Origin of the sequence: Dyella sp., from assembly GCF_035277725.1 — a bacterium.
Lineage (GTDB): Bacteria > Pseudomonadota > Gammaproteobacteria > Xanthomonadales > Rhodanobacteraceae > Dyella_B.
Map to the genome: position 1 here is coordinate 19226 of NZ_DATEJY010000157.1, position 22649 is coordinate 41874.

Consider the following 22649-nt stretch of genomic DNA (forward strand, 5'->3'; position numbering starts at 1 on the left):
GCCCAACGGCGGCGTTCAAAAAGCTTGACTGCTCGGTACAGTATAAGTCACTTGGACGGACGCCACTTCTGCAGCCCCGTCCGGTCGTTAACCTTTGAGCGGCGCGAACACTTCCGGGTGCTCGCGGCGAATCCGTTCCCACTCGATCTTGAACCAGGGCGTGAACGCCTCGGGCTTGGCTGCCATCTCCGCATCGAGGGCATCGGGGGCGATGTAGCGCAGGCCGGAGATCTCGTTCACGTTCACCGTGGGGGCATCGTCACTGCGGCCGGCGTACACCCAGCATAGCTCGTGTTCGGCGCCATCCGCATCGAACTGCGCCTGGTACTCGAACTTGAACAAGTACTTCAGTTCGCACGCCAGACCCAGCTCTTCCTTCAGGCGACGGTGAATGGCGGTATCGACCGTTTCGCCACGGCGCGGATGGCTGCAGCAGGTGTTCGACCAGAATCCCGGCCACAAGCGCTTGCCCGGCGCGCGCTGCTGCAACAGCAGCTCGCCCTTGGCGTTGAACACGAACAACGAAAACGCGCGATGCAGCGTGCCCTTGCCGACGTGTGCGGCAGCCTTGTCGAGAAAGCCGACATCGCGATCATCGTGATCGACCAGGATCAGCGGCTCGTCATCGAACGACACGACCTCGTTTGAGTCGCGCCATCTGTCGGACGGGATGTTCTGGCGCTCAAGTTCTGAGTTATCCAATGTCAACCTCCATCGCTTGATAGCCGGCACCGCGAATCGACGCCGCTACCTTGTCGCGGTTCTGCGGGCACAGCGCGACGATCGAACCGCCGCCGCCGCCGCCCGTGAGCTTGGCGCCAATCGCGCCGTGTTCGCGTGCGATCTGCACCAGCTCCTCCACCTCCCAGCTCGACACGCGCAGCGCGTTGAGCAGGCCGTGGCAGATGTTCATCAGATCGCCGAGACGTTCCAGATCGTACTGCTGCATGGCTTCCACGCCTTGCAGCGTGAGCGAGTCGATCTGCTGGAAGATGCCGTCATACAGCGCCGGATTGCGCTGCCATGCCGTGCGCACCTTGCCGACCGTCACCGCGGTAAGGCTTTCCTTGCCGCTGATGCCGATCACCAGCGGAATGCGCTTGGGCAGATGCAACTCGCGCACCATCGGTGCTTCGCCTTTCTTGCTGGCGCGCTTGTACAAGAGCGGCTTGCCGTAGGTGGCGACGGTGTTGTCGATACCCGATGCCGAACCATGCGCCACTTCTTCGCAACGGAAGGCCAGCGCGTTGATCTCTTCATCGCTCAAGCCCAGCTTGTAGTGCTGGTCGAGCGCACGAATCACGGCCACCGCCATCGCCGCCGAACCACCGAGGCCCATCGCACGTGGCACGTTGGGGAACACTTCGATGCGCATCGAGCGATCGGTCAGCTGCAGTTCGTCGAAGATGATGCCGAGCGAACGCTGGAACGAATCGCGATGCGCCGGATCGCGATGCAGGCGATATTCCACACCCCAGCGCGGAATGAACATGTCGACGCCACCGGACTTGGTGTCCTGCGCCACCGCACGCACGGCCAACGGTACCGGCGCGGCAACGGCATGACTGCCGTACACCACGGCATGTTCGCCGAGCAGGATGATCTTGCCGTGACCGCACGCGCGATGATCCACCGCCGGTTGTTCGGTCGTCGTCACCGGCACGCCGCGCGACTCCTTGCGGACCTGCTCGACGATCTCCTGCGCCTTCCAGATCTTGATCTCGCCTGTTTCCACCAAGCGCTCCACGACCGTATCGAAGATTTCCGGCGTGGCGCCTGCCGCCACGGCAACGCTGCGTGCATGCAAGGTCATGTGGCCTTGCTGGATGCCTTCGGTGACCAGTGCACGCAACGCGGAGAAGTTCTGCGCCAGGCCCACCGCACCCATGATTTCGGCCAGTTCGCGGGCCGTCTTGACGCCGAGCAGGCGAAGATTCAACGCGACCGTGGCGTTCGATTGCAGCGGGCCGCCGACGGTGCCGACCTTCATCGGGATATCCAGCTCGCCGATCAGCTCGCCGTTCTCGCCCTTGTACCAGCGCGTGAGCGAGGTATAGCGGCCACCGCGTGCGGCGTACGCATGCGCAGCGGATTCGATCGCGCGCCAGTCGTTGCCGGTGGCCAGCGCGACGGCGTCGACGCCATTCATGATGCCCTTGTTGTGCGTGGCTGCACGGTACGGATCGATGCTGGCGAATTCGTTCGCGAGCACGATACCGTCACGCACTTCTTCACCTTCGAAACCCTTGCCGGTGAGCTGGTCGGCAGGAATCACGCAGCGCGCACGCACCATCGACCGATCGGTGAGGTTGGAAAGAATGCGCAGGAATACGCGGCCGCCGGTCATCGTTTCCACCAGCGAGGCGATGCCTTCGCACATGGTGTTGACGAGGTTGGCACCCATCGCGTCGCGCGTATCGACCAAGAGATGCACCACCAGCATGTCGCCGCCTTCGGGGCGCGGATGCACGTGCACTTCCAGATCCTGCGCGCCGCCACCACGCGCCACCATCTGCGGATGAAGGCTGTTGGCGAGGTTGAGCAGTTCGTCCTTGCGCTGAAGCAGCGTGGCCTTGGCATGCGCCAGATGCGGCACATCCACCACCTGCACCTGACCGATCAGCACCGGCTCGGTGCTCTCGACGGTAAAGCCGCCGGTACCACGCACCAGCTTGGCCGCCGACGAAAGCGCGGCAACGATCGAGGGTTCCTCGACCACCAGCGGCACGATGTAGTCGCGGCCATTGACCAGGAAGTTAAGACCAAGTCCCACCGGCAGACCCATCACGCCGACGACGTTCTCGATCATCTTGTCGGCTTTGTGGATCTTCAGCGTGTGCTCGCCGGACACGAGCGCCTGATAGTCCTCGGCCGATAACCAGCCGCGCTCGTGGATGATGCGTACACGGTCGGAAACCGAGAGTTTGTAGAAGGCGGGGAATCGGGACCGCTCAGCACTCGAAGATTCGGCGCTCATAGCCTTAAGCACTCCGTGGTAGGTCGAAAGTCACGTGCTCTTTAGTCGCGGCGTTGCATGCGGCGTGTGAGGCAAGAGCAGTGATCACGTCAAAATCCTTGCTGCGGGAGAAGTCGCATCCGAGCGCATATGGCAACTCACTCCATGGGAATCAAGTCCCAGGGGGACGACGTGCATACCGGCGCACACAATGGCGCGTTCAAATGTCGCCAACCTTTCCGGGTCTTCGGCAAACACCACGCCGAAGTCGCCGCCAGCGCCGCAAGGCTTATAACTGACATCGGTGCCGGATGCCATATCGGCCAGCTGTTTTTGTGCCGGCGAATAGATTTCCAGGCCGCACGCAGCGCTGAAACGCTGCAAACCCAAGGCATAATCTTTTGTAAGGCCAATGAAAGACGGCAAATTCCGCTGCTTCAATGCATCGATTGCCGCCGCGGAAACAGCGCCTAGTTCGTTCATATGCGCGGTGTAATCGCTAGCATGCGCCTGGCGCCATGCCGCCAGGCGCTGCAGCGAATCGCTGGTGGATACCGACTGCCCCGACCATACGAACAGGCAATGCAAATCCTCGGCAGAGATCACTTCGTAGGCAGGCTCGCGCGCAGGCCCAACCAGTTGATAGCTGATCAGACCACCCGCCACGCTGGCGGCCACATCGACGCCGCTGCCACGTCCGCCTTGCCAATCGCCATGCATGCGCAACAGGCGGCGCATCCATTGCGTGCGATCGGCGATGGCATCGCCATGGCCTGCATACGTCGCCAAGGCGGAAGCCAGCGCCACGGTCAGCGCGGCACTGGAACCCAATCCAAGCTTGGAACGCACGCCACCTTCGACGTTGAAGAAACCGGATGTATCCAGTTCCAGATCGAAACCTGCGCCCGTAGCAGCAAGCCCTTCGCGCAACATGCCGTGCCACACATGATCGACCAAAGTGAGCTTGGCCTTGGTGGCGTCATCGCATTGCCATTGCAGCGTGCCATCAGCGCTGAGGATGGCACGCGCTTCACCAATGCCCATATCCGGTGCGCTGATGCTGCATACGTGATCGGCACGCGAAGCCACGCGTACACGGGCGCGACGATCCACCGCCAACACCAGCGCGCGCGCGCCTTCCAGTACGGCGTAATCGCCAAGCAACACCAGCTTGGCGGGCGCCCCCGCGGTGACTTCCATCACGCCTCCACGAGATCCGCGGCAATGGCACGTGCGCCTTCGCCAAGGCCGGTATCCAGCACTTCAAGCACGCCCGGCACATCACGCAGAGCCGCTTTCACTTGCTCGATCGCGGAAGGCGTGCACACCGCCTTGAGCTGCGGACCGGCATCGACGGTAAAGAACACCGGCACGCCTTGCTGGCGCAAGGCGCGCACGCGATGCATGCATTCGACGGTGGCGCCGTTCCAATACAGCAAACCCGGCTGCGCGGCCAAGGCAAGTGCATGCATCTTCAAGCAGCTGCACTCGGAGATGCGGGCGAGCGCATCGAAATCGCGCGCGCGAATCGCATCGCGCGCCACGCTTAAATCGGCTTCCTGCGTATCGATCCAGGCCGCTTGATACGGCGATGTTTCTGCCGTCCGGCGCATGCCTTCGGTGGAACCCACCTGCTTGGCCGCCGTCGATGTAATCGCCACGGCTACGCGCAAAGGCCATGCGTTGGCATCAAGCAACGGGTGTGCAACCGAATCGGTACCATCGGCCAAGGTGCCGTGCGCCCATTCCACATATCCGCCGTAGATCGAACGCGCTGCCGAACCCGAGCAGCGCCGCGCCAGCACCGATTGCTCTTCCAGGCTCAGGTCCAACTTCAGTGCACGCGCACCGGCATGCACCAAGGCGGCAAAGCCGGAGGCGGAAGAAGCCAATCCGGCGGCAGTAGGAAAGTTGTTGCGGCTTGCCACGTCGGCGCCGTAGTCGACACCGGCGCGTGCGCGCAGCAGATCGAGGCACTTGGTGATGCGTTTGGTTTCGGCGTCATCGCTGCGGCCGTTGAGGCTGACGCGATCGCCTTTTTGCCCCGGCACGAAACGCACGTCCGTGCGCGTCCACAGGCTTTCCAGCGTGATCGAGATCGAACCGACCACCGGCAGGTTCAACGCGACGTCGCGCTTGCCCCAGTATTTGATCAGGGCGATGTTGGGCTGCGCCTGGGAAATAGCACGCAATTCACCGGATACATCGGTGCGTGATTCGCGGTTCATGACGTCTCGCTGGGGAAAGGGGACTTAAGCTATCGCGCGGGCACCGGCACTACTTGGCCGGTGTATCCAGCACGAAAGGCAATTCGCCTGGAACGGGCTTTCTCATGGTGACCCGGCTCCACACGGTGCTGCCGCCGAACAGGCTGATGCCGATGTAGCCATGCAGCTGCAACCGGTTCAGGCTGCGCAGCCGAACCCAGCAATTATAAGTGCGGCCGTCGTCCGAGTTATAGACACGGCCGTGCTCCCATTTTTCGTTGCCGGGGTTGAATGTCAGGCCGGTCAGCAACCGGAGCCCGGTGAGCGGCCGGGAGCGCAAGGCCGGATTGGGGTTGTGGATATCAGTCACGATCTTGCCGTTGAGCGCCGCCCCATCCTCCGGACCGTAGGTATCGTGCAACTGCCAAAGGATGTAGCCCTGGTATTCGTCGCCGACCTGCTCGATGTGGATGACCGCATCGCGGCTCTCCACCAGCCAGTCGCCGACAATATCGGTGGCGGTGGGTGCATAGGCAGCCGTGCCATCCGCCGCGACAGAGCTGGTAAGTCCCGACAGTAATAAGCAAGCCAGCACGGCCAGCCACATGCGATACGCACGCTTCATGGCACCGCCACTTGCGTGATGAAGGGGCTGCCCCCATAAGTGCGCGCTTCGTGTCGACTATTTGCCGCTAGCATCAACGTCATGTCCTCGAACTGGTTGGTCGACACCTTGCATGCGTTAGGCATCGCCCTCGCATTTGCCGCGACAGGTTATGCCTGCGTCGCGCTATGGGCCGTGATGAAAGGATTGCGAAAGGCGCGCCAAGTTCCGCCTCCTGCCAGCCCACCGCAGCCGGCGAGTGTACTCAAGCCGCTGCACGGTGCCGAGCCAAGGCTGTATGAAAACCTGCGCAGCTTCTGCCTGCAGGCGCACCCGCATTACCAATTGGTCTTCGGCGTGCGCGATCCGGATGATCCCGCTATCGCCGTGGTCGAACGTCTTCGCCAGGAATTTCCGCAACATGCCATCGCACTGGCCATCGACCCGCGCGTGCATGGCGCCAATTTCAAAGTCAGCAATCTGATGAACATGTTGCCGCATGCACAGCACGATCTGCTGGTGCTGGCGGATGCCGACATTTACGTAGAACCCGATTACCTCGCGCGTGTCACCGCACCGTTGGCCGATGCGGGCACCGGCATCGTCACCTGCCTGTATTACGGCATCCCCGGGCGCTCGCTGTGGTCGCGCCTTGGCCGTCTATTCATCGACGACTGGTTCGCGCCTTCCGTGAAGCTGTCGAACGCCTTCGGCTCCACGCGCTTCGCCTTCGGTTCCACCATTGCCTTGCGTCGCGATGCGCTCGAAGCCATCGGTAGCTTTGAAGCCTTGCGCGACACCCTGGCCGATGACTTCTGGCTTGGCGAGCTGACCCGTCGCGCTGGATTGCGCACGGTGTTGTCGGACGTCGTGGTCGGCACCGAGGTCAGTGAAAGCCATCTGAAAGATTTGTGGTCGCATGAACTGCGCTGGTTGCGCACCATCCGTTCGATCGCGCCGGCCGGTTTTGGCATGACTTTCGTGTGTTTTACCTCGCCTTTGCTGCTGCTTGGGCTGTTGTTGGCACCCGGCCCGATCAGCGTGACCTTCGGCCTGCTCGGTGGCGCCGCGCGGGTTTTGCTACACTTTTTGCAGCGGCGCATCAGCCATCAAGCCTTCGCCTGGCATGAGGTCCTGTTGATTCCCCTCCGCGACGCCTTATTGCTGATGGAGTGGGCAGCCGCCCTGGCCGGTTGGCAAGTAAAATGGCGCGGACAGGTACTGCACGCACGAGGCGACGGTTCAGCGCCGTAAACCAAAATATCTGAACTATCTGCTGTCCCTGGGCAATACCGCCCCGCAGGAGTCATCCGTAATGAAAACGCTTTTTCTGCAAGCTCCTTCCTTCGATGGCTTTGATGGCGGCGCGGGTTCGCGCTACCAGGCCAAACGCGAAATCAAGAGCTTCTGGTATCCCACCTGGCTGGCGCAGCCCGCCGCGATGGTGCCCGACTCGCGCGTGCTCGATGCGCCTGCCGACGAGATCTCGGTAGAAGACAGCTTGAAGATCGCCGAAGGCTACGACCTGGTGATCATCCATACCAGCACGCCGTCGTTCCCCACCGACGCGAAGTTCGCCGAGCTGTTGAAGGCACGCAAGCCAAATGTGCTGATCGGCCTGGTCGGCGCCAAGGTGGCGGTCGATCCCACCAGTTCGCTTACCGCATCGCCCGCGATCGATTTCGTGGCGCGCGAAGAGTTCGACTACACCTGCAAGGAAATCGCCGAAGGCCGTCCGTTCGAAAGCGTCACCGGCATCAGCTACAAGCTGGCCGACGGCAGCGTGCAGCACAATCCTCCGCGCGCGATGATCGAGAACATGGACGACCTGCCGTTCGTGGCGCCGATCTACAAGCGCGACCTGAAGATCAGCAACTACTTCATCGGCTATCTCAACTACCCGTACGTGTCGATCTACACGGGCCGCGGCTGCCGCTCCAAGTGCACGTTCTGCCTGTGGCCGCAGACCGTCGGTGGCCATCGCTACCGCACGCGCTCGGCCGCGAACGTGCTGGCCGAAGCGAAGTGGATCAAGGAGAACATGCCCGAAGTGAGGGAGCTGATGTTCGACGACGACACCTTCACCGACAGCTCCAACATGGAACGCGTGCACGAGATCGCGCGTGGCCTCGGCGCGATGGGCTGGACCTGGTCGTGCAACGCCAAGGCCAACGTGCCGTACGAATCGCTCAAGATCATGAAGGAAAACGGCCTGCGCCTGCTGCTCGTGGGTTACGAGTCGGGCGACGACCAGATCCTGCACAACATCAAGAAGGGCCTGCGCACCGACATCGCGCGCCGCTTCACCGAAGACTGCCGCAAGCTGGGCATCACCATCCACGGCACCTTCATTCTCGGCTTGCCGGGCGAAACCAAGGAAACGATCGACAAGACGATCCAGTTCGCCAAGGAAATCAATCCGCACACCATCCAGGTGTCGCTGGCGGCGCCGTATCCGGGCACCTCGCTGTACAAGCAGGCGGTCGAGAACGGCTGGCTGAAGGAGAACGAAGCCGTCAACCTCGTCAACGACAAGGGCGTGCAGCTGGCGCTGATCGAGTACCCGCATCTGTCCAAGCAGGAAATTTTCCACGGCGTGGAGAAGTTCTACCGGGCCTTCTATTTCCGCCCGTCGAAGATCTGGGAAATCGTCAAGGAAATGCTGATGAGCTGGGACATGATGAAGCGCCGTCTGCGCGAAGGCGTGGAGTTCTTCCGCTTCCTGCGCGCGCACGAAGCCTGATTCCAGCTCCCTTTGGGCATGGGTGTCTGCATGACATTCGCAATGCCCAATTTTTCCTGGTCGTCATTCCCGCGCAAGCGGAGGCGCTTCACAACAGCGAAGCTGGTCAATCCATTTTCGCTTTTCAACCAAGCGCACCATGGATTCCCGCTTGCGCGGGAATGACAGCCGGGCAAGATTGAGCACCGTCTAGATGCCTATGAATGCCCCGATAAACTCCGCTTCCGAACAAGCTACCGCGCGGGGCCGCCCGCGCCTGATCGTCACCGCCGACGATTTCGGCCTGCATGACGCCGTCAACGATGCCGTCGAACGTGGTTATCGCGACGGCGTGTTGCGCGCAGCCAGCCTGATGGTCGCCGCACCGGCCGTCGCCGACGCCGTCGCGCGCGCCAAGCAGAATCCGGGACTCGCGGTCGGCTTGCACCTGGTGCTGGCGGATGGCCGCGCGATGCTGCCGCCCACGCGCATTCCCGATCTAGTCGATGGGCATGGCATGTTCAATTCGGACATGGTGCGCAACGGCTTTCGCTTCTTCTTCCTGCCGCATGTGCGGCGCCAGCTGGCCGATGAAATCCACGCGCAGTTCGAAGCCTTTGCGGCCACCGGCCTGAAGCTCGATCACGTCAACGCGCACAAGCACTTCCATCTGCACCCCACCATCCTCACCCTGATGCTGGCCATCGGCCGCGAGTTCGGCCTGCGCGCCATTCGCCTGCCCTCGGAGCCGGGCATGGGTCCGTGGCTGCGGCCATGGCTGGCGTTGATGCGCTGGCGCCTTGATCGAGCGGGTGTTGCCTACAACGATCACGTATTCGGTCTTCGCCACAGCGGCGGCATGGATGAAGCGGTGATGCTGGAGATACTTGAGCAATTGCCGAAGGGCTTGTCGGAGGTTTATCTGCATCCCGCCTCGCACGGCCACATCACCGAGAGCATGGCCGACTACCGCCATGCCGACGAACTTGCCGCGCTGCTGTCGCCGCGTGTGCGCCAGACCATCGCCGAACGCTACTACCTGTGCGACGGCTTCTCCGATCCGGTGGCCGTAGCGTGAGCATGAAGCTGATCAGTTATATCGCTGGCCTGCTCGGCCTGGGGGTCGCCATCGCCTTGGTGGCGCATCAAGGCTGGGGCGAAATCATGACGGCGATCGATCGCGCCGGCTGGCCTTTGTTGTGGTTGTTGCCATTCCACATCTTGCCGCTGCTGTTTGATGTGATCGGCTGGCGCGTGCTGATCGCGCCACGCGATCCGCAAAAGCAGGCGACGCTGCCCTTCCTGTTCTGGGTGGCTTCGATTCGCGAAGCCAGCAATCGCCTGCTGCCGGTCGCCAACATCGGCGGCGAGATCATCGGTATCCGTTTGGTGAAATGGCGCGGCATCGGCGGCGCTGCGGTGGCGGCCAGCGTGATCATGGAAGTGCTGCTGACGCTGGTGAATCAATATCTGTTCACCGCGCTGGGCATCATTCTGCTGATCGAACTGACCAGCAACATCAGCGCTTTCAGCACGGTGATCTCCGCCTTGGCGGCCAGCGTGCCGCTGCCGATCTTCCTGATCATTCTGCTGCGTCATGGCAAGGTGTTCTCGCGCCTGGAAGGTTTCGCCGAGAAACTGCTGGGCGGCCGCTCGACGCTCACCGAGCTGATCGATGGCGCCAACCTCGATCAGGAAATTCGCGAACAGTATTCGCGCCCACTGCGTCTGATGGTCGCCACCGGTTGGCAGTTCGTCGGCTACGTGGTGGGCAGCTTCGAAACCTGGCTGGCGCTGCACTTGCTCGGATTTCCGATCAGCGTCTGGGATGCCATCGCCATCGAAGCGGTAACGCAAGCACTGCGCCATATCATCTTTGTGGTGCCGGCCGGCCTCGGCGTGCAGGAAGGCGGCCTGGTGCTGTTCGGCAACATCATCGGACTGCCGCCCGAAGCCAGCGTGGCGCTGTCCCTGGTCAAGCGCATGCGTGAAGTGGCGTTCGGACTGCCGGCACTGATTTCCTGGCAATGGGCCGAAGCGCGCCGGCTGTATACCGTTTCCTCCGCGCGCGCCGCTTCCGGCCAACGCCCCTTTGAAGAGAAGCTTTGAGTCATGACGTTCGAACGCGAGGCCTTTGATCCCGAAACCCTGGTACCGGGCTATCACGAACCGGTGCTGCCCACCGGCGAGCCGGATGCGGCCACGATTGCTGCTTCCGAAACGCGCACCCGTCACTGGTCGAGCAGCCGGCAAGGCAAGCGCATCAAGTATGGCTCGGACGAGCACAAGCAGATGATGTGCCGGATGTTTGGGGAAACCTTCAATCCCTATCGCCCGTCCGTGTTGAAATGGCCGACGCTGGACGATGCCGCCCTGCATCGCATCACCTCGTTGCCGATCTGGGACATCGCCGTGCAGACCGAAGGCAAGGCGCGCCTGCGCATGGCGGCCTATGCACGCACGATCGCGGATCCGGAAATGCGCAACGCGCTCGCGCAGAACGCATGGGAAGAAAACCGGCACAAGGAAGTGTTGTCGAAAATGGTGCAGCACTACGGCATTCCGCTGGTTCCAGAACCGCCCTACGAGTATCCGAAAGATCCGGAATGGGCGTACCTGGTCACCGGCTACAGCGAATGCATCGACAGCCTCTTCGCCTTCGGCCTGTTCAAGGTGGCGCACGATTCGGGCCTGTTTCCGCCGGAACTCATCGACACCTTCGAACCGGTGATGCAGGAGGAATGCCGGCACATCCTGCTGTTTGCCAACTGGGTGGCCTGGCATCGCCGCAACCTCAATCTGTTCCAGCGCATCGCGTTCGAATGGAAGGTGTTTCGCGTGTGGTGCTTCCTCGGCATGGAGCGCATGGACCTGGCCAAGAGCCTGGATGCCGACGGCAACGAACACGCGCAGGACAACAACTTCACCGTGACCGGCGCGCAGTCGGTGACGGAACAGGATCTGAGCGTGGCGAAACTGATGGCAACCTGCCTCAGCGAAAACGATCGCCGCTTCGCCGGTTACGACCCGCGCTTGCTGCGGCCGACGACGATGCCGTTCCTGGTGAAGTGTGCGTTGCCAATATTGCGCTTCTTCGAGAAGCACAAGTAGGTTGGGGTGCGAACCCCAACATCGGAATCTCGAACGATGCAGCCATGTTGGGGTGCGAACCCCAACATCGGAATCTCGAACGATGCAGCCATGTTGGGGTTCGTACCCCAACCTACGTGATGCTTAGCGTTGCTGCTGAAACCACCGAACCGCATCTTCCAGCGCCAAACGCGCCGGACGCGCCGTATAACCCAACTCGCGTTGCGCCTTTTCGCTGCTGAAGAACATGCGCTTCTTCGACATGCGCACCTCTTCCACCGTGGCGATCGGATGCATGCCGGTAAGCCGTGCCCAGGCTTCGGCGACATAGGCCACTGGCATCACTGCCGCGTGCGGAAGACTCACCCTGGGTGGCGCGCGTCCCGCAATGTCGGCGATCTCAGTGAGCACCTCGCGCAGACTCATGTTGAAGCCGCCGAGGATGTAGCGCTCGCCAACCACCCCGCGCTCATACGCCAGCCAATGGCCCTCGGCCACATCTTCCACGTGCACGATATTGAGACCGGTATCGACATAGGCCGGCAGGCGCCCGGCCATCGCGTCACGCACGATGCGGCCGGTCGGCGTGGGCTTGATGTCGTAAGGGCCAATGGGCGTGGAGGGATTGACGATCACCACCGGCACGCCATCGTCCGCGAACTGCCTGGCCACTTCCTCGGCCAGGAACTTGGAACGCTTGTAGTGGCCGATCATGTCGTCCACCGTCACCGGCGTGGCTTCGGTGCCGGGCGTGCCGTCCTTGGGAATGCCCAGTGTCGCCACGCTGCTGGTGTAGACGATGCGCTTCACACCGACCTGCCTGGCCGCTTCCAGCATGGCGCGCGTGCCGTCGACATTGGCGCGATAAAGGTCGGCGGGATCAGGCGCCCACAGGCGGTAATCGGCCGCCACATGGAACAGCGCATCGCATCCATCGCAAGCGGGCAGCAGGCTGGCCGGCTTGGTGAGATCGCCTTCCACCACTTCCACATCAAGACCCTTCAGGTTGCGCCGATCGGAGCCTGCGCGCGCCAGCACACGCACGCGATGGCCATCGCGCAGCAGCCGGCGCGCCATGGCCGAGCCAACGAAGCCGGTGGCGCCGGTGACCAATGCCCTCACGACGGCATCACCTGGATAGCGCTCGAACCCATGCAAACAGCGAGATGCGTCGTCGAACAAGTGGGGATTTTCATCCACCAATTATGGATGAAATTCTTCAACCCATGCGCTGGCTTTCATCCTGCCTTCCTTTCGTCTGCATTTCAAAGCGACAAGCCAGTGCTTACCCTGTCGTCGTGCAGGCTTGTTCAAGCACCTGATGTGCTTCAGCATATTGCGATGCCTACCCCACCCCGCCAGCCCCAAGCCAGCGTGCGCATACCGCATATGGCACTTTCCCGCACGGCTGCATCAACTGCCGTTCCGGATTCGCACCCGTACGGGTATGTCATAATTCCGGCGCTCGAGGCATACCCATGATCGAATTGCACAATGCCACCGCCGGTACCGGACGCGGGGAGGCCGATACCTATCAGGACGCGATCCTGCCCAAGGTATCCCGGACTTTTGCGCTGACCATCCCGCAGCTTCCACCGGAACTGCGGCGCGCGGTTGCGAACGCGTATCTGCTGTGCCGCATCGCGGACACCATCGAAGACGAACCGGTGTTCTCGGCCGAACAGAAGCGCGCCTATGAAAACGCCTTCGTCGATGCGGTCATCGGCGATGCCGATCCGCAAGAGGTCGCCGACGAAATCGCGCCTCGTCTTTCCAGCAGCACGCTGGATGCGGAACGCGACTTGATGCAGCAGTTGCCGCTGGTGCTCGAAGTCACACGCAGCCTGTCGCCCGCGCAACAGGCATCGGTGGTGAAATGCCTGCGCATCATGTCGCACGGCATGCACGAATTTCAGCGCAAGGCCGGCCTGCATGGCTTGCCGACGATGCAGGACATGGATCGCTACTGCTATTGCGTGGCCGGTGTGGTTGGCGAAATGCTCACCGAACTGTTCGTCGATTTCGAACCGGTGCTGGCACCCCATCGCAACACCATGCTGCGCCTGGCGGTGTCGTTCGGCCAGGGCTTGCAGATGGTCAATATCCTCAAGGATCAGTGGGAAGACCGCGCACGCGGCGCCTGCTGGCTGCCGCAGGACATGTTCGCGCGGCACGGCGTGAAGCTCGCCACGCTGCAAACCGGCAAGCAGAACGCCGGCTATGCAGCCACCATGTCCGAGCTGGTCGGCATTGCGCATGCGCATCTGCGCCTGGCGCTGGAGTACACCTTGCTGATTCCCACCAAGCATGCCGGCATTCGCCGCTTTTGCTTATGGGCCACCGGCATGGCCGTGCTGACGCTGCGCAAGCTGCAAAACAACCTCGACTTTTCCGCCGGCACGCAGGTCAAGATCTCGCGCAAGGACGTCGCCCGCACCATCCTGATGACGCGCCTGTTGTGCAAATCGAACACAGGCTTGCGCTGGTTGTTTGCGACGACCGCACGCGGTTTGCCGCTGACGCCGCTCACGTCCGAATGGAGTGAGCCTTCCACGCCGGCACGCACCTGGCCGAAGCGCTCGATCCCGCACATCGCCGATGCCGCCACGTGGCGCGAGCCGGCCGATGTTGCCGATGTACAAGAAGTCAATCACCGATGAACCCGTTCACCAAGACCGCCACCGTCGCCACCGATGACCTGACCGCCCGCGATCTGTTCGGCTCTGCCAACAACAGCACGCTGGACCAGGCCATCGAGCGCGGTCGTGCAGCCTTGCTGTCGAAGCAGCACGAAGACGGCCACTGGTGCTTCGAGCTGGAATCGGATTGCACCATCACCGCCGAATACATCCTGATGATGCATTACATGGATGACATCGACGACGTGCTGCAGGAGAAGATGGCCCGCTATCTGCGTGCCACGCAGGTGAAGGACGGCCACGGCGGCTGGTCGCAGTACTACGGCGGCGGCATCGACCTGTCGTGCACCATCAAGGGTTATTACGCGCTGAAAGCAGCGGGCGACGATCCCGACGCCGAGCACATGCGCATCGCGCGCGAGGCCATTCTTGCGCATGGCGGCGCCGCCAAGGCCAACGTGTTCACGCGCATCCTGCTGGCGCTGTTCGAGCAGGTACCGTGGCGCGCCACGCCGTACGTGCCGGTGGAAATCATGCTGCTGCCGCGCTGGTTTCCGTTCCACATCGACAAGATGTCCTATTGGGCGCGTACCACGCTGGTGCCGCTCACCATTCTTTGCTCGCTGAAGGCGAAAGCGGCCAATCCGCGCAAGGTGCACATCCGCGAGCTGTTCGTCACGCCGCCGGAAGAAGAGCGCCATTACTTCCTGCGTGGCGGCCTGTTGAACCGCATCTTCCTGGGAGTGGACAAGGTCGCACGAGCGATCATTGATCCGCTCATTCCGAAGGCGATGCGCCATCGCGCCGTGAAGAATGCCATCGACTGGTTCATGCCGCGCCTGAACGGCGAAGACGGCATCGGCGCAATCTTCCCGCCGATGGTCAACAGCCTCGAAGCCATGGCGCTGCTCGGCTATCCGAAGGATCACCCGGCGCGGCAGACCTGCCTGCGCTCGATCCAGAAGCTGGTCGTGCATCGCGCCGACGGTTCGGCGTATTGCCAGCCCTGCGTGTCGCCGATCTGGGACACGGTGTGGAGCGCGCTCACGCTGATGCACACCAGCGACGATGCACAGACGCAAGGCGCGATCGACAAATCCGTCGACTGGCTGGTCTCCAAGCAGGAGCTGGAACTGCAAGGCGACTGGGCCGTGCGCGCGCCGGATCTCAAACCGGGCGGCTGGGCGTTCCAGTACAACAATGCCTACTACCCCGATATCGACGATACCGCGGTGGTTGCCGCGCTATTGCATATCCAGGATCGCCGCCGCGGCGAACCGGGACGGCATCGCCTGAATACCGATCGCGCGATGGATTGGATGCTCGGCCTGCAATCGAAGAACGGCGGCTTCGCTGCCTTCGATGCGGACAATACGTATTACTACCTCAACGCGATTCCGTTCGCCGATCATGGCGCCCTGCTCGATCCGCCGACCGAAGATGTTTCCGGCCGCGTTGTTGCAGCACTCGGCGTACTCAATCGTCCGCAAGATCGCGAAGCGCTGCGCCGCTGCGTCGACTACCTGCGTTCCACGCAGCTGGAAGACGGCAGTTTCTGGGGACGCTGGGGCAGCAACTACATCTACGGCACGTGGAGCGTGCTGGCTGGCCTCGCATTGGCCGGCGAAGATCCCAAGCAGCCGATGATCCGCAAAGCCGTCCAATGGCTGCGCTCGCGCCAGAACGCCGATGGCGGCTGGGGCGAAACCAACGACAGCTACATCGATCCCGCGTTGCGCGGCACCCATGACGGCCTGAGCACCTCGCAATCCACCGCATGGGCCTTGCTCGCGCAGATGGCCGTCGGTGAAGTGCATTCGGAATCGGTACGCCGCGGCATCGAATTCCTGCTTGCCGATCAGAAGGCTGACGGCTTCTGGTCCAACCCCACGCACAACGCACCCGGCTTCCCGCGCGTGTATTACTTGAAGTACCACGGCTATACCGCGTACTTCCCGCTGTGGGCGCTGTCCCGTTACCGCCAGTTGTCATCGGCCGCGGCTTGAGCGCGACGCAAGCCACCCGCGCGACCGGCATCGTCGTCGCGCTGGCATCGGAAGCCGGCACGCTGACCTCGCATACCACGAAGCCTGGCCACGTCACGGCGCTGACGAATGGTGCAGCGCTGTGCCTCAGCGGCATGGGTCCGATCGCTGCCCAACGCGCCGCTGAGATGCTGATCGACGCAGGCGCCACCGCGCTCGCCGTCTTCGGCGTGGCCGGCGCACTCAGCAAGCATCTGCGCAACGGCGCACTGTTCTGTCCGGAATGCGTGCTGGATGAAGAAGGACGCACGTACTACACGGATCTGGAATGGCGCATCCGCCTGCATCAACGGCTGGCCATGTCACTGCCCGTGGACGGCGCCCTGCTCAGTGTGGCGTCGCCCTTGTTGACCGCCGCAGCCAAGGCCAGCGCGCATCAGCGCTACGAAGCGCTGGCCGTGGACATGGAAAGCGCCGCCGTTGCAGCCGTTGCCGAGAAGCATGGCCTGCCACTCATCGTGCTGCGCGCGATCGTCGACGAATGCGACGATCTGATTCCGGAAGCCTTGAACGGCAGCGTGGACGCGTGGGGACGCCCGCGCCCGCTGAAACTGATCGCGGCCTTGTGCCGGCATCCGTCGCTATGGGGCGAACTGCCCCGACTATACTCACGCATGCAACGAGCCACACAGGCGCTTCGCGCCGTCGCCGCCGCGACGGGGCCGAGCCTGGGCTGGCATCGATAACGTCTTCGAATCGCCGCGACCGCGGCAATGTTCTAGGAGAACCCGCCATGTCCTCGCGTCATCGTTTTGGATCGTTCCTGATCGCTGTTGCCTGTGCCTTCGTCAGCGTGACCGCTTCCGCTCACGCCATCCTGGTCGACAGCACACCCAAGCCGAACGGCACGCTCGCCGCCGGCCACGTGCAGATGGTGTTCAAGTACAACAGCAAGATCGACCAGCATCGCTCACGCCTGGTGTTGATCGGGCCGGACAAGAGCGAAAAAGTGCTGACCATCGCCACCGAGAGCAAGAGCAACGAACTCGACACCACCGCCGATCTTGCGCCGGGTGCATACACGCTGCGCTGGCAGGCGCTGGCGCTGGACGGCCATATCACGCGTGGCGACCTGGCCTTCACCGTCAAGTAGCGAAGCAGGTTGGGGCGAGCGCATGCGAACCCCAACATCGCCATCCTTCATACATCACGACGTTGGGGTTCGCATGCGCTCACCCCAACCACCATGAGCATTCCCGTGGAACTTCTCGTCGACATCTTCGGTTACCTCAGCATCATCCTGCACGGCATCACGATCGTTGCGCAGTCGATGACGCTGGGGGGCATTTTGTTTCTGGTATTCCTGGTACGCCCGTTCATGCATCTGTTGCCGCAAGGCGCCGATCTTGAACGGCGTATCGCAAGGCTCACCCTCTGGAGTGCGATCGGCCTGATCCTTGCCGAAGTTGCCGGCGTCGGTTTGCAAGTGGCGGTGGTGAAATCCACCGTGGAGCTGACCTTCCTGGACGTGATGCAGGCGCCGTTCGCGATCGCCGGCACGATCAAGATTCTCTGCGCCCTGCTGCTGATTCCGTGCCTGAGCCGGCGCATGTCCACCGGTGTGCTGGGCGCTGCGCTGCCGCTGCTGCTGGGTGCGGCCGAACTGACGGCGGCCACATTCACGACGCACGCCTATGCGCGCCTCGACCACAACGTACTGTTGCTGTTCGTGGAAGGCCTGCATCAGTTCGGCGCGGCGATCTGGATCGGTGCGATTCCCTGTTTCGTGCTCGCGCTGGGCAAGCTGCATGACGCGAACGCCTGGCGCATCGTCGGCGCACGCTTCTCGCGCATGTCGATGATCGGCGTGGCCAGCATCATCATTTCCGGCTCGGTCATGTGTGTGTACTACATCGGCGACATACCGGGCTTTTACGGCACGGCATATGGCGTGATGGTGGGCGCGAAGATCGCCATGTTCCTCGCCTTGCTGCTGCTTGGCCTGGGCAATCTGCTGGTGACCGAGCGGCTGCGCAAGAACCAGAACACATCGGTGATTCGCCTGCGCCGCTTTGCCGAAGTGGAAATCGGCATCGGCTTCACCATCTTCTTCGCCGCGGCGTCGTTGACGTCGGTGCCACCCGCCGTCGACCTCACCACCGATCGCGTCACCTTGCACGAGATTGCCGTGCGCAATGCGCCGGCATGGCCGCGGCTGACATCGCCCGACCACGATCAGCTCGCCCTCTCGCAAATGCAGACGCAGTTGGACAAGGAAGCCGAACTGCGCCACCAATCTGCGGCGCAAGCAAACGTTCCGGGTTCGGGCGTGTTGCCGCCGCGCAATGCCGATGACATCGCGTGGTCGGAATACAACCATCATTGGGCCGGCATCTTCGTGCTGGTGATCGGCCTGCTTGCCCTGCTCAACCGTGCGGGCGTGCGATGGCTAAGACACTGGCCATTGCTGTTCCTGCTGATGGCCGGATTCCTGCTGGTGCGTTCCGATCCGGAAGTGTGGCCGATGGGCCAGGAAGGTTTCTGGGTGGCGTGGCGTGACGTGGAGGTGGCGCAGCATCGCTTCTTTGTGGCGTTGATCATTCTGTTCGGCCTGTTCGAGTGGGCGGTGCGCACAGGACGCCTGCATAGCCCCAAGGCAGCGCTGGTGTTTCCGCTGCTGGTATCGGTGGGCGGTGCGATGCTGCTCACGCATAGCCATCAGATCTCGAACGTGAAAGACCAGCTGTTGATCGAGCTGACCCACACGCCCTTGGCGCTGGCCGGCGTGGCGTCGGGCTGGGCTCGCTGGCTGGAACTGCGCCTGCCTGGGCGTGGCGGGCGCATCGCGGGCTGGGTGTGGCCGATCTGCTTCATGCTGGTCGGTGTAATTCTGCTTTGGTACCGCGAAGCCTGAGTTCGAAACAGCTGGGATGAAATCCCAGCTTCCGTTTGGCAGGGCGAATGCTGGGATTTCATCCCGGCCTACGAACTCCAGCCTGCGTTTTCCTTGAAATGTTAAAGTGACGGCCCTTGCTGGGCCGCTCCCTCTTCTGTCCGGATTTTGCATGAGCACGACTTCTCCCGAAGCCTCCACCTTTGCCGAACGCGTACCGGCGTACCTCAAGCGCCTGCAGCGCAGCACGGATGCCCTGCTTCCGGCCGCGGCCACCGATCCGGCGCGCCTGCATGAAGCCATGCGCTACGCCTGCGTTGGCGGCAAGCATCTGCGCGCATTGATGGTGTACGCCGCCGGCGAAACGCTAGGCGTACCGGCCGAGAAACTCGATGCAAGCGCCTGCGCGGTGGAATTGATCCACGCTTACTCGCTGGTGCATGACGATCTCCCCGCGATGGACAACGACGATCTGCGCCGCGGCCGTCCCACCGTGCACAAGGCGTATGACGAAGCCATCGGCATCCTGGTCGGCGACGCGCTGCAAACCTCCGCCTTCGAAGTACTGGCGACTACCGACGCGCTCGACGCAGACCAGAAAGTGCGCATGATCCGCGCGCTTGCGCATGCCTCCGGCTCCCTCGGCATGGTCGGCGGCCAGGCCGTCGACATGGCCTCGGAAAACAAGACCTTGACGCTCGCGCAACTGGAATCGCTGCACGCCCGCAAGACTGGCGCACTGATCCTGGTCACCTGCCAGCTTGCCGGCATTGCCGCGAACGCGACCGAAACAGCCAGGCATGCGCTGGAGCGTTATGGCCAATGCATCGGCCTGGCGTTTCAGATCCAGGACGACGTGCTGGACCAGATCGCCGATACCGCCACGCTGGGCAAGACGGCCGGCAAGGACCTCGCCCAGCACAAGTCGACGTTCCCGTCCCTGCTTGGTCTGGAACAGGCCAAACAGCGCGCCGATGCCTTGTTCGACGAGGCGCGTGACGCCGCCCGCAGCATTTCCCAGCACGCCGAACCGCTGCTGTGGCTGGCGGACTTCATCCAGCAGCGCGATCATTGAACGCACGTTCCACGTAGCGATAAGCCTTTCGCACAGGAACGTGCAGCTTTCGGCCAAGTGATCCAGACTTGGTCTTACCGGCGAATCCGAAGGGTGGCGGATTCGCCAAGCCGACAACGACAGGAAGGACGTTATAGGCATGGCTGTCTTCACATCCATCACCCGCTTCTGGCGCAAATGGCGCGATGCCCTGCGCACCGGCCGGCAGATCGATGCCCTCTTGGCGCATGCCGATCCGCGCGCGGAACTGGCCGTCCGCAACGAGTGGCTGGTCGAGATATCGCACTGGCTGCATCGCGAAGGCCCCATCACCCGCGATGCGCAACAACCGGACCAGTCACCCAAATACCCGCCGCACGTACGCTTGCGCTATCTGCTGCAATTGCTCGATCGCAATCCGGAGTGGAAAGCACGCGTCGCGCTGACCCTGCAAGGCATCGTGCGCGAGATGGATGCGATGGCGCTGCTGTGCGATTCCGGCATGCCTGCGCATTCCGGCTTCACCGGCGCACTGATCGAACGCCTGCAGGATTCGTTGATTCCGATTGCGCCGAACAGCCGCGATCTGTCGAACCTGTTCACGCTGATGTTTCCCTCCGCCGACGACGCACAATGGGTAGCAGCGCTACCGCGCGAACTGCTGGAGAAATTGAGCGAGCTGTTCGTTTATCAGCAAGCTGCGCAGAATGAATCTCTGAGTGCAGAGAATCGCGAAGACAACTTTGCTGCCAAATCCCACGATCGCTTGTCGGTCGAGCTGCTGGCAGCGATGCACAACCTGATCGGACAGATCGGCTCGACCGGCCTTTCCAAAGCGATCCGTACCCGCCTCAGTGAAAAACGGCTCGACGCATTGCCGTTCTACAAGCTCCCGCGCGCCATGCTCGCCATCGAAACAGCCGCCGACGATGCCGACGACGCCCGCGTCAGCCGAAACTTGCTGCAGGAAGTGAACTACTTGCGCGCCCTGCTCGACGAATGCCATCGCGCCTTGCGTGACGTGCATGCGCATCTGGACGAAAACGGTGTCAACGTCGACATCGTGTTCCAGCTCGAACGCATGCGCGCACGCATCGTGCGTACCGAACGCCTGATGGAAGCATGGCTGGCCATCCGGCAACATGGCGATTCGGCGCAACCCATCGCGAGTCTGTTTGCCGACCTCATCGCGGCCAATCATGCCAGCCACAGCGTCACCGGGTTGATGCGCAGCAATTTCTCGTTACTGGCGCGCAAGGTGGTCGATCGCAGCGCGGAAGACGGCGAGCATTACGTCGCCTACGACCGCAAAAACTACCTGCACATGCTGTGGGCGGCTTTCGGCGGCGGCCTGGTGATGGTCGCCGCGGTCTACATCAAGTTCTTCATCTTCAGCCTGCACATGCATCCGATGGTGGAAGGCTTTTTTGCCGGCATCAATTACGCCACGGCGTTCCTGCTGATGCATTTCATGCACTTCACGCTGGCGACCAAGCAGCCGGCGATGACGGCGCCAATGCTGGCGCAGAAGCTGGATGGCATCGGCACGCCGCAAGGCATGCATGATTTTGTGCAGGCGGTGGTGGCGCTGATCCGCACGCAGGCCGCGGCGATTTTCGGCAACCTGGTGGCCGTCCTGCCGGGGTGTCTGATCATCCAGCTGGTGGCTCACTATCTGTTCGGCGTCAACTTCCTTAACCCCGAAAAGGCGCACACCACCATCCATTCGTTTTCCCTGCTCGGCGCCACGCCGCTGTGGGCCGCGATGACGGGTGTGCTGTTGTGGGTGTCGAGCCTGCTATCGGGCTGGGCCGACAACTGGTTCGTGCTGCATCGCTTGCGCGACGTGCTTTCCTATAACCGCCGCCTGCGCTTCGTGCTGGGCGAACGCGGCGCCGCGCGTTTCGCCCACTTCTCGCGCCGCAACGTGGCCGGCGTGGTCGGCAACTTTACGCTGGGCATGATGCTGGGCCTGGTGCCGGTCATCCTCACGGCGTTTGCGCTGCCTTACGAAGTGCGCCATGTGACGGTGGCGGCCGGCTCGATCGGCACATCCATCGGCGTGCTGGGTCGCGAAGCGTTCGCCACGCATGACATCTGGTGGTCATTGGCAGGTACGGCCGTGATGGCCATGCTCAACGTGGCGGTCAGCTTTACGTTGGCCTTCCAGATGGCGTTGCGCGCAAGACCGATGCAGCGGCGCGCACGGCGGGAAATCAACCGCGCGTTGTGGCGTTACGTGCTGACCAATCCGTTGCAGCTGATATTTCCGGCGCGCAGCAAAATTGCCGTCGATGCGGCATAACGTAGGTTGCCGTGAAACACCTCCCCGCCTTAAGTCCGTCATTCCCGCGAAAGCCATTGCTGTCCGGGGAAATTCGCTGCGCTCTAGACAAGCACATCTGCAACTCAACCGAAGCCCTTTTTTTCCAGCAAATTCAAAGCTAGCGATTCGTCGCCCCGGCGAACGCCGGGGCCCAGTGTCTTTGACGACCTGTA

The 22649-nt window shown here is 62.4% G+C and carries 17 protein-coding genes and 1 pseudogene; 12 read left to right on the forward strand and 6 right to left on the reverse strand.

Features of this window, described 5'->3' with window-relative positions:
- Positions 1 to 87 precede the first annotated feature (87 nt).
- From idi to VJR68_RS14290, 5 genes and pseudogenes are all read right to left on the reverse strand, one after another.
- The gene (gene idi / locus VJR68_RS14270) at positions 88 to 702 is read right to left on the reverse strand and encodes an isopentenyl-diphosphate Delta-isomerase (RefSeq protein WP_324148686.1); all 615 of its coding nucleotides are present in this window, start codon (positions 700 to 702) and stop codon (positions 88 to 90) included.
- Complete coding sequence (locus VJR68_RS14275) at positions 695 to 2977, reverse strand: hydroxymethylglutaryl-CoA reductase, degradative (protein WP_324148688.1); 2283 nt, start codon at positions 2975 to 2977, stop codon at positions 695 to 697. The genes idi and VJR68_RS14275 overlap by 8 nt, the downstream gene beginning before the upstream one ends.
- Before the next feature lie 645 nt (positions 2978 to 3622).
- A pseudogene (locus VJR68_RS22075) lies at positions 3623 to 4156 on the reverse strand (hypothetical protein); the annotation flags it as partial.
- The gene (gene mvaD, locus VJR68_RS14285; protein WP_324148691.1) at positions 4156 to 5184 is read right to left on the reverse strand and encodes a diphosphomevalonate decarboxylase; all 1029 of its coding nucleotides are present in this window, start codon (positions 5182 to 5184) and stop codon (positions 4156 to 4158) included. The pseudogene VJR68_RS22075 and the gene mvaD, both read right to left, overlap by 1 nt.
- A 49-nt stretch (positions 5185 to 5233) precedes the next feature.
- Positions 5234 to 5788: a DUF2147 domain-containing protein gene (locus tag VJR68_RS14290; protein WP_324148693.1), complete on the reverse strand. Its 555-nt coding sequence runs from the start codon at positions 5786 to 5788 to the stop codon at positions 5234 to 5236.
- A gap of 81 nt (positions 5789 to 5869) precedes the next feature.
- Between VJR68_RS14290 and hpnI the strand changes: the two genes are divergently transcribed.
- From hpnI to VJR68_RS14315, 5 genes are all read left to right on the forward strand, one after another.
- A complete protein-coding gene (hpnI, locus tag VJR68_RS14295; protein WP_324148695.1) occupies positions 5870 to 7021 on the forward strand; it encodes a bacteriohopanetetrol glucosamine biosynthesis glycosyltransferase HpnI in 1152 nt (383 codons plus the stop codon).
- A 61-nt stretch (positions 7022 to 7082) separates the two neighbouring features.
- Positions 7083 to 8510, forward strand: coding sequence for a hopanoid biosynthesis associated radical SAM protein HpnJ (gene hpnJ / locus VJR68_RS14300; RefSeq protein ID WP_324148697.1), 1428 nt, complete (start codon positions 7083 to 7085; stop codon positions 8508 to 8510).
- A gap of 199 nt (positions 8511 to 8709) precedes the next feature.
- Positions 8710 to 9567 (forward strand): hopanoid biosynthesis-associated protein HpnK, encoded by an 858-nt coding sequence (gene hpnK / locus VJR68_RS14305; RefSeq protein WP_324148699.1) that lies wholly within the window; start codon positions 8710 to 8712, stop codon positions 9565 to 9567.
- A 2-nt stretch (positions 9568 to 9569) separates the two neighbouring features.
- Positions 9570 to 10598: a flippase-like domain-containing protein gene (locus tag VJR68_RS14310; RefSeq protein WP_324148701.1), complete on the forward strand. Its 1029-nt coding sequence runs from the start codon at positions 9570 to 9572 to the stop codon at positions 10596 to 10598.
- Between the two features lie 3 nt (positions 10599 to 10601).
- A complete protein-coding gene (locus tag VJR68_RS14315; protein ID WP_324148703.1) occupies positions 10602 to 11600 on the forward strand; it encodes a ferritin-like domain-containing protein in 999 nt (332 codons plus the stop codon).
- Positions 11601 to 11723: 123 nt separating this feature from the next.
- Here VJR68_RS14315 and hpnA read toward each other — a convergent pair whose 3' ends face one another.
- On the reverse strand, positions 11724 to 12701 hold the full coding sequence (gene hpnA / locus VJR68_RS14320) for a hopanoid-associated sugar epimerase (protein WP_324148705.1): 978 nt from the start codon (positions 12699 to 12701) through the stop codon (positions 11724 to 11726).
- A 356-nt stretch (positions 12702 to 13057) separates the two neighbouring features.
- Between hpnA and VJR68_RS14325 the strand changes: the two genes are divergently transcribed.
- The 7 genes from VJR68_RS14325 (at position 13058) to VJR68_RS14355 (ending at position 22455) form a co-directional block, all read left to right on the forward strand.
- Positions 13058 to 14239 carry a phytoene/squalene synthase family protein gene (locus VJR68_RS14325; RefSeq protein ID WP_324148707.1) on the forward strand — a complete coding sequence of 394 codons (1182 nt, stop codon included), beginning with the start codon at positions 13058 to 13060 and terminating at the stop codon, positions 14237 to 14239.
- A complete protein-coding gene (gene shc / locus VJR68_RS14330) occupies positions 14236 to 16224 on the forward strand; it encodes a squalene--hopene cyclase (protein WP_324148709.1) in 1989 nt (662 codons plus the stop codon). The genes VJR68_RS14325 and shc overlap by 4 nt, the downstream gene beginning before the upstream one ends.
- The gene (locus tag VJR68_RS14335; protein WP_324148710.1) at positions 16221 to 16949 is read left to right on the forward strand and encodes a purine and other phosphorylase-like protein, family 1; all 729 of its coding nucleotides are present in this window, start codon (positions 16221 to 16223) and stop codon (positions 16947 to 16949) included. The genes shc and VJR68_RS14335 overlap by 4 nt, the downstream gene beginning before the upstream one ends.
- A gap of 47 nt (positions 16950 to 16996) precedes the next feature.
- Complete coding sequence (locus tag VJR68_RS14340; RefSeq protein ID WP_324148712.1) at positions 16997 to 17356, forward strand: copper resistance CopC family protein; 360 nt, start codon at positions 16997 to 16999, stop codon at positions 17354 to 17356.
- A gap of 105 nt (positions 17357 to 17461) precedes the next feature.
- Positions 17462 to 19117, forward strand: coding sequence for a copper resistance D family protein (locus tag VJR68_RS14345; protein WP_324148714.1), 1656 nt, complete (start codon positions 17462 to 17464; stop codon positions 19115 to 19117).
- Between the two features lie 151 nt (positions 19118 to 19268).
- A complete protein-coding gene (locus VJR68_RS14350; protein ID WP_324148716.1) occupies positions 19269 to 20171 on the forward strand; it encodes a farnesyl diphosphate synthase in 903 nt (300 codons plus the stop codon).
- A gap of 139 nt (positions 20172 to 20310) precedes the next feature.
- Entirely contained in the window at positions 20311 to 22455 is a 2145-nt protein-coding gene (locus VJR68_RS14355; RefSeq protein ID WP_324148718.1) for a site-specific recombinase, read from the forward strand.
- The last annotated feature ends 194 nt before the right edge of the window (positions 22456 to 22649 follow it).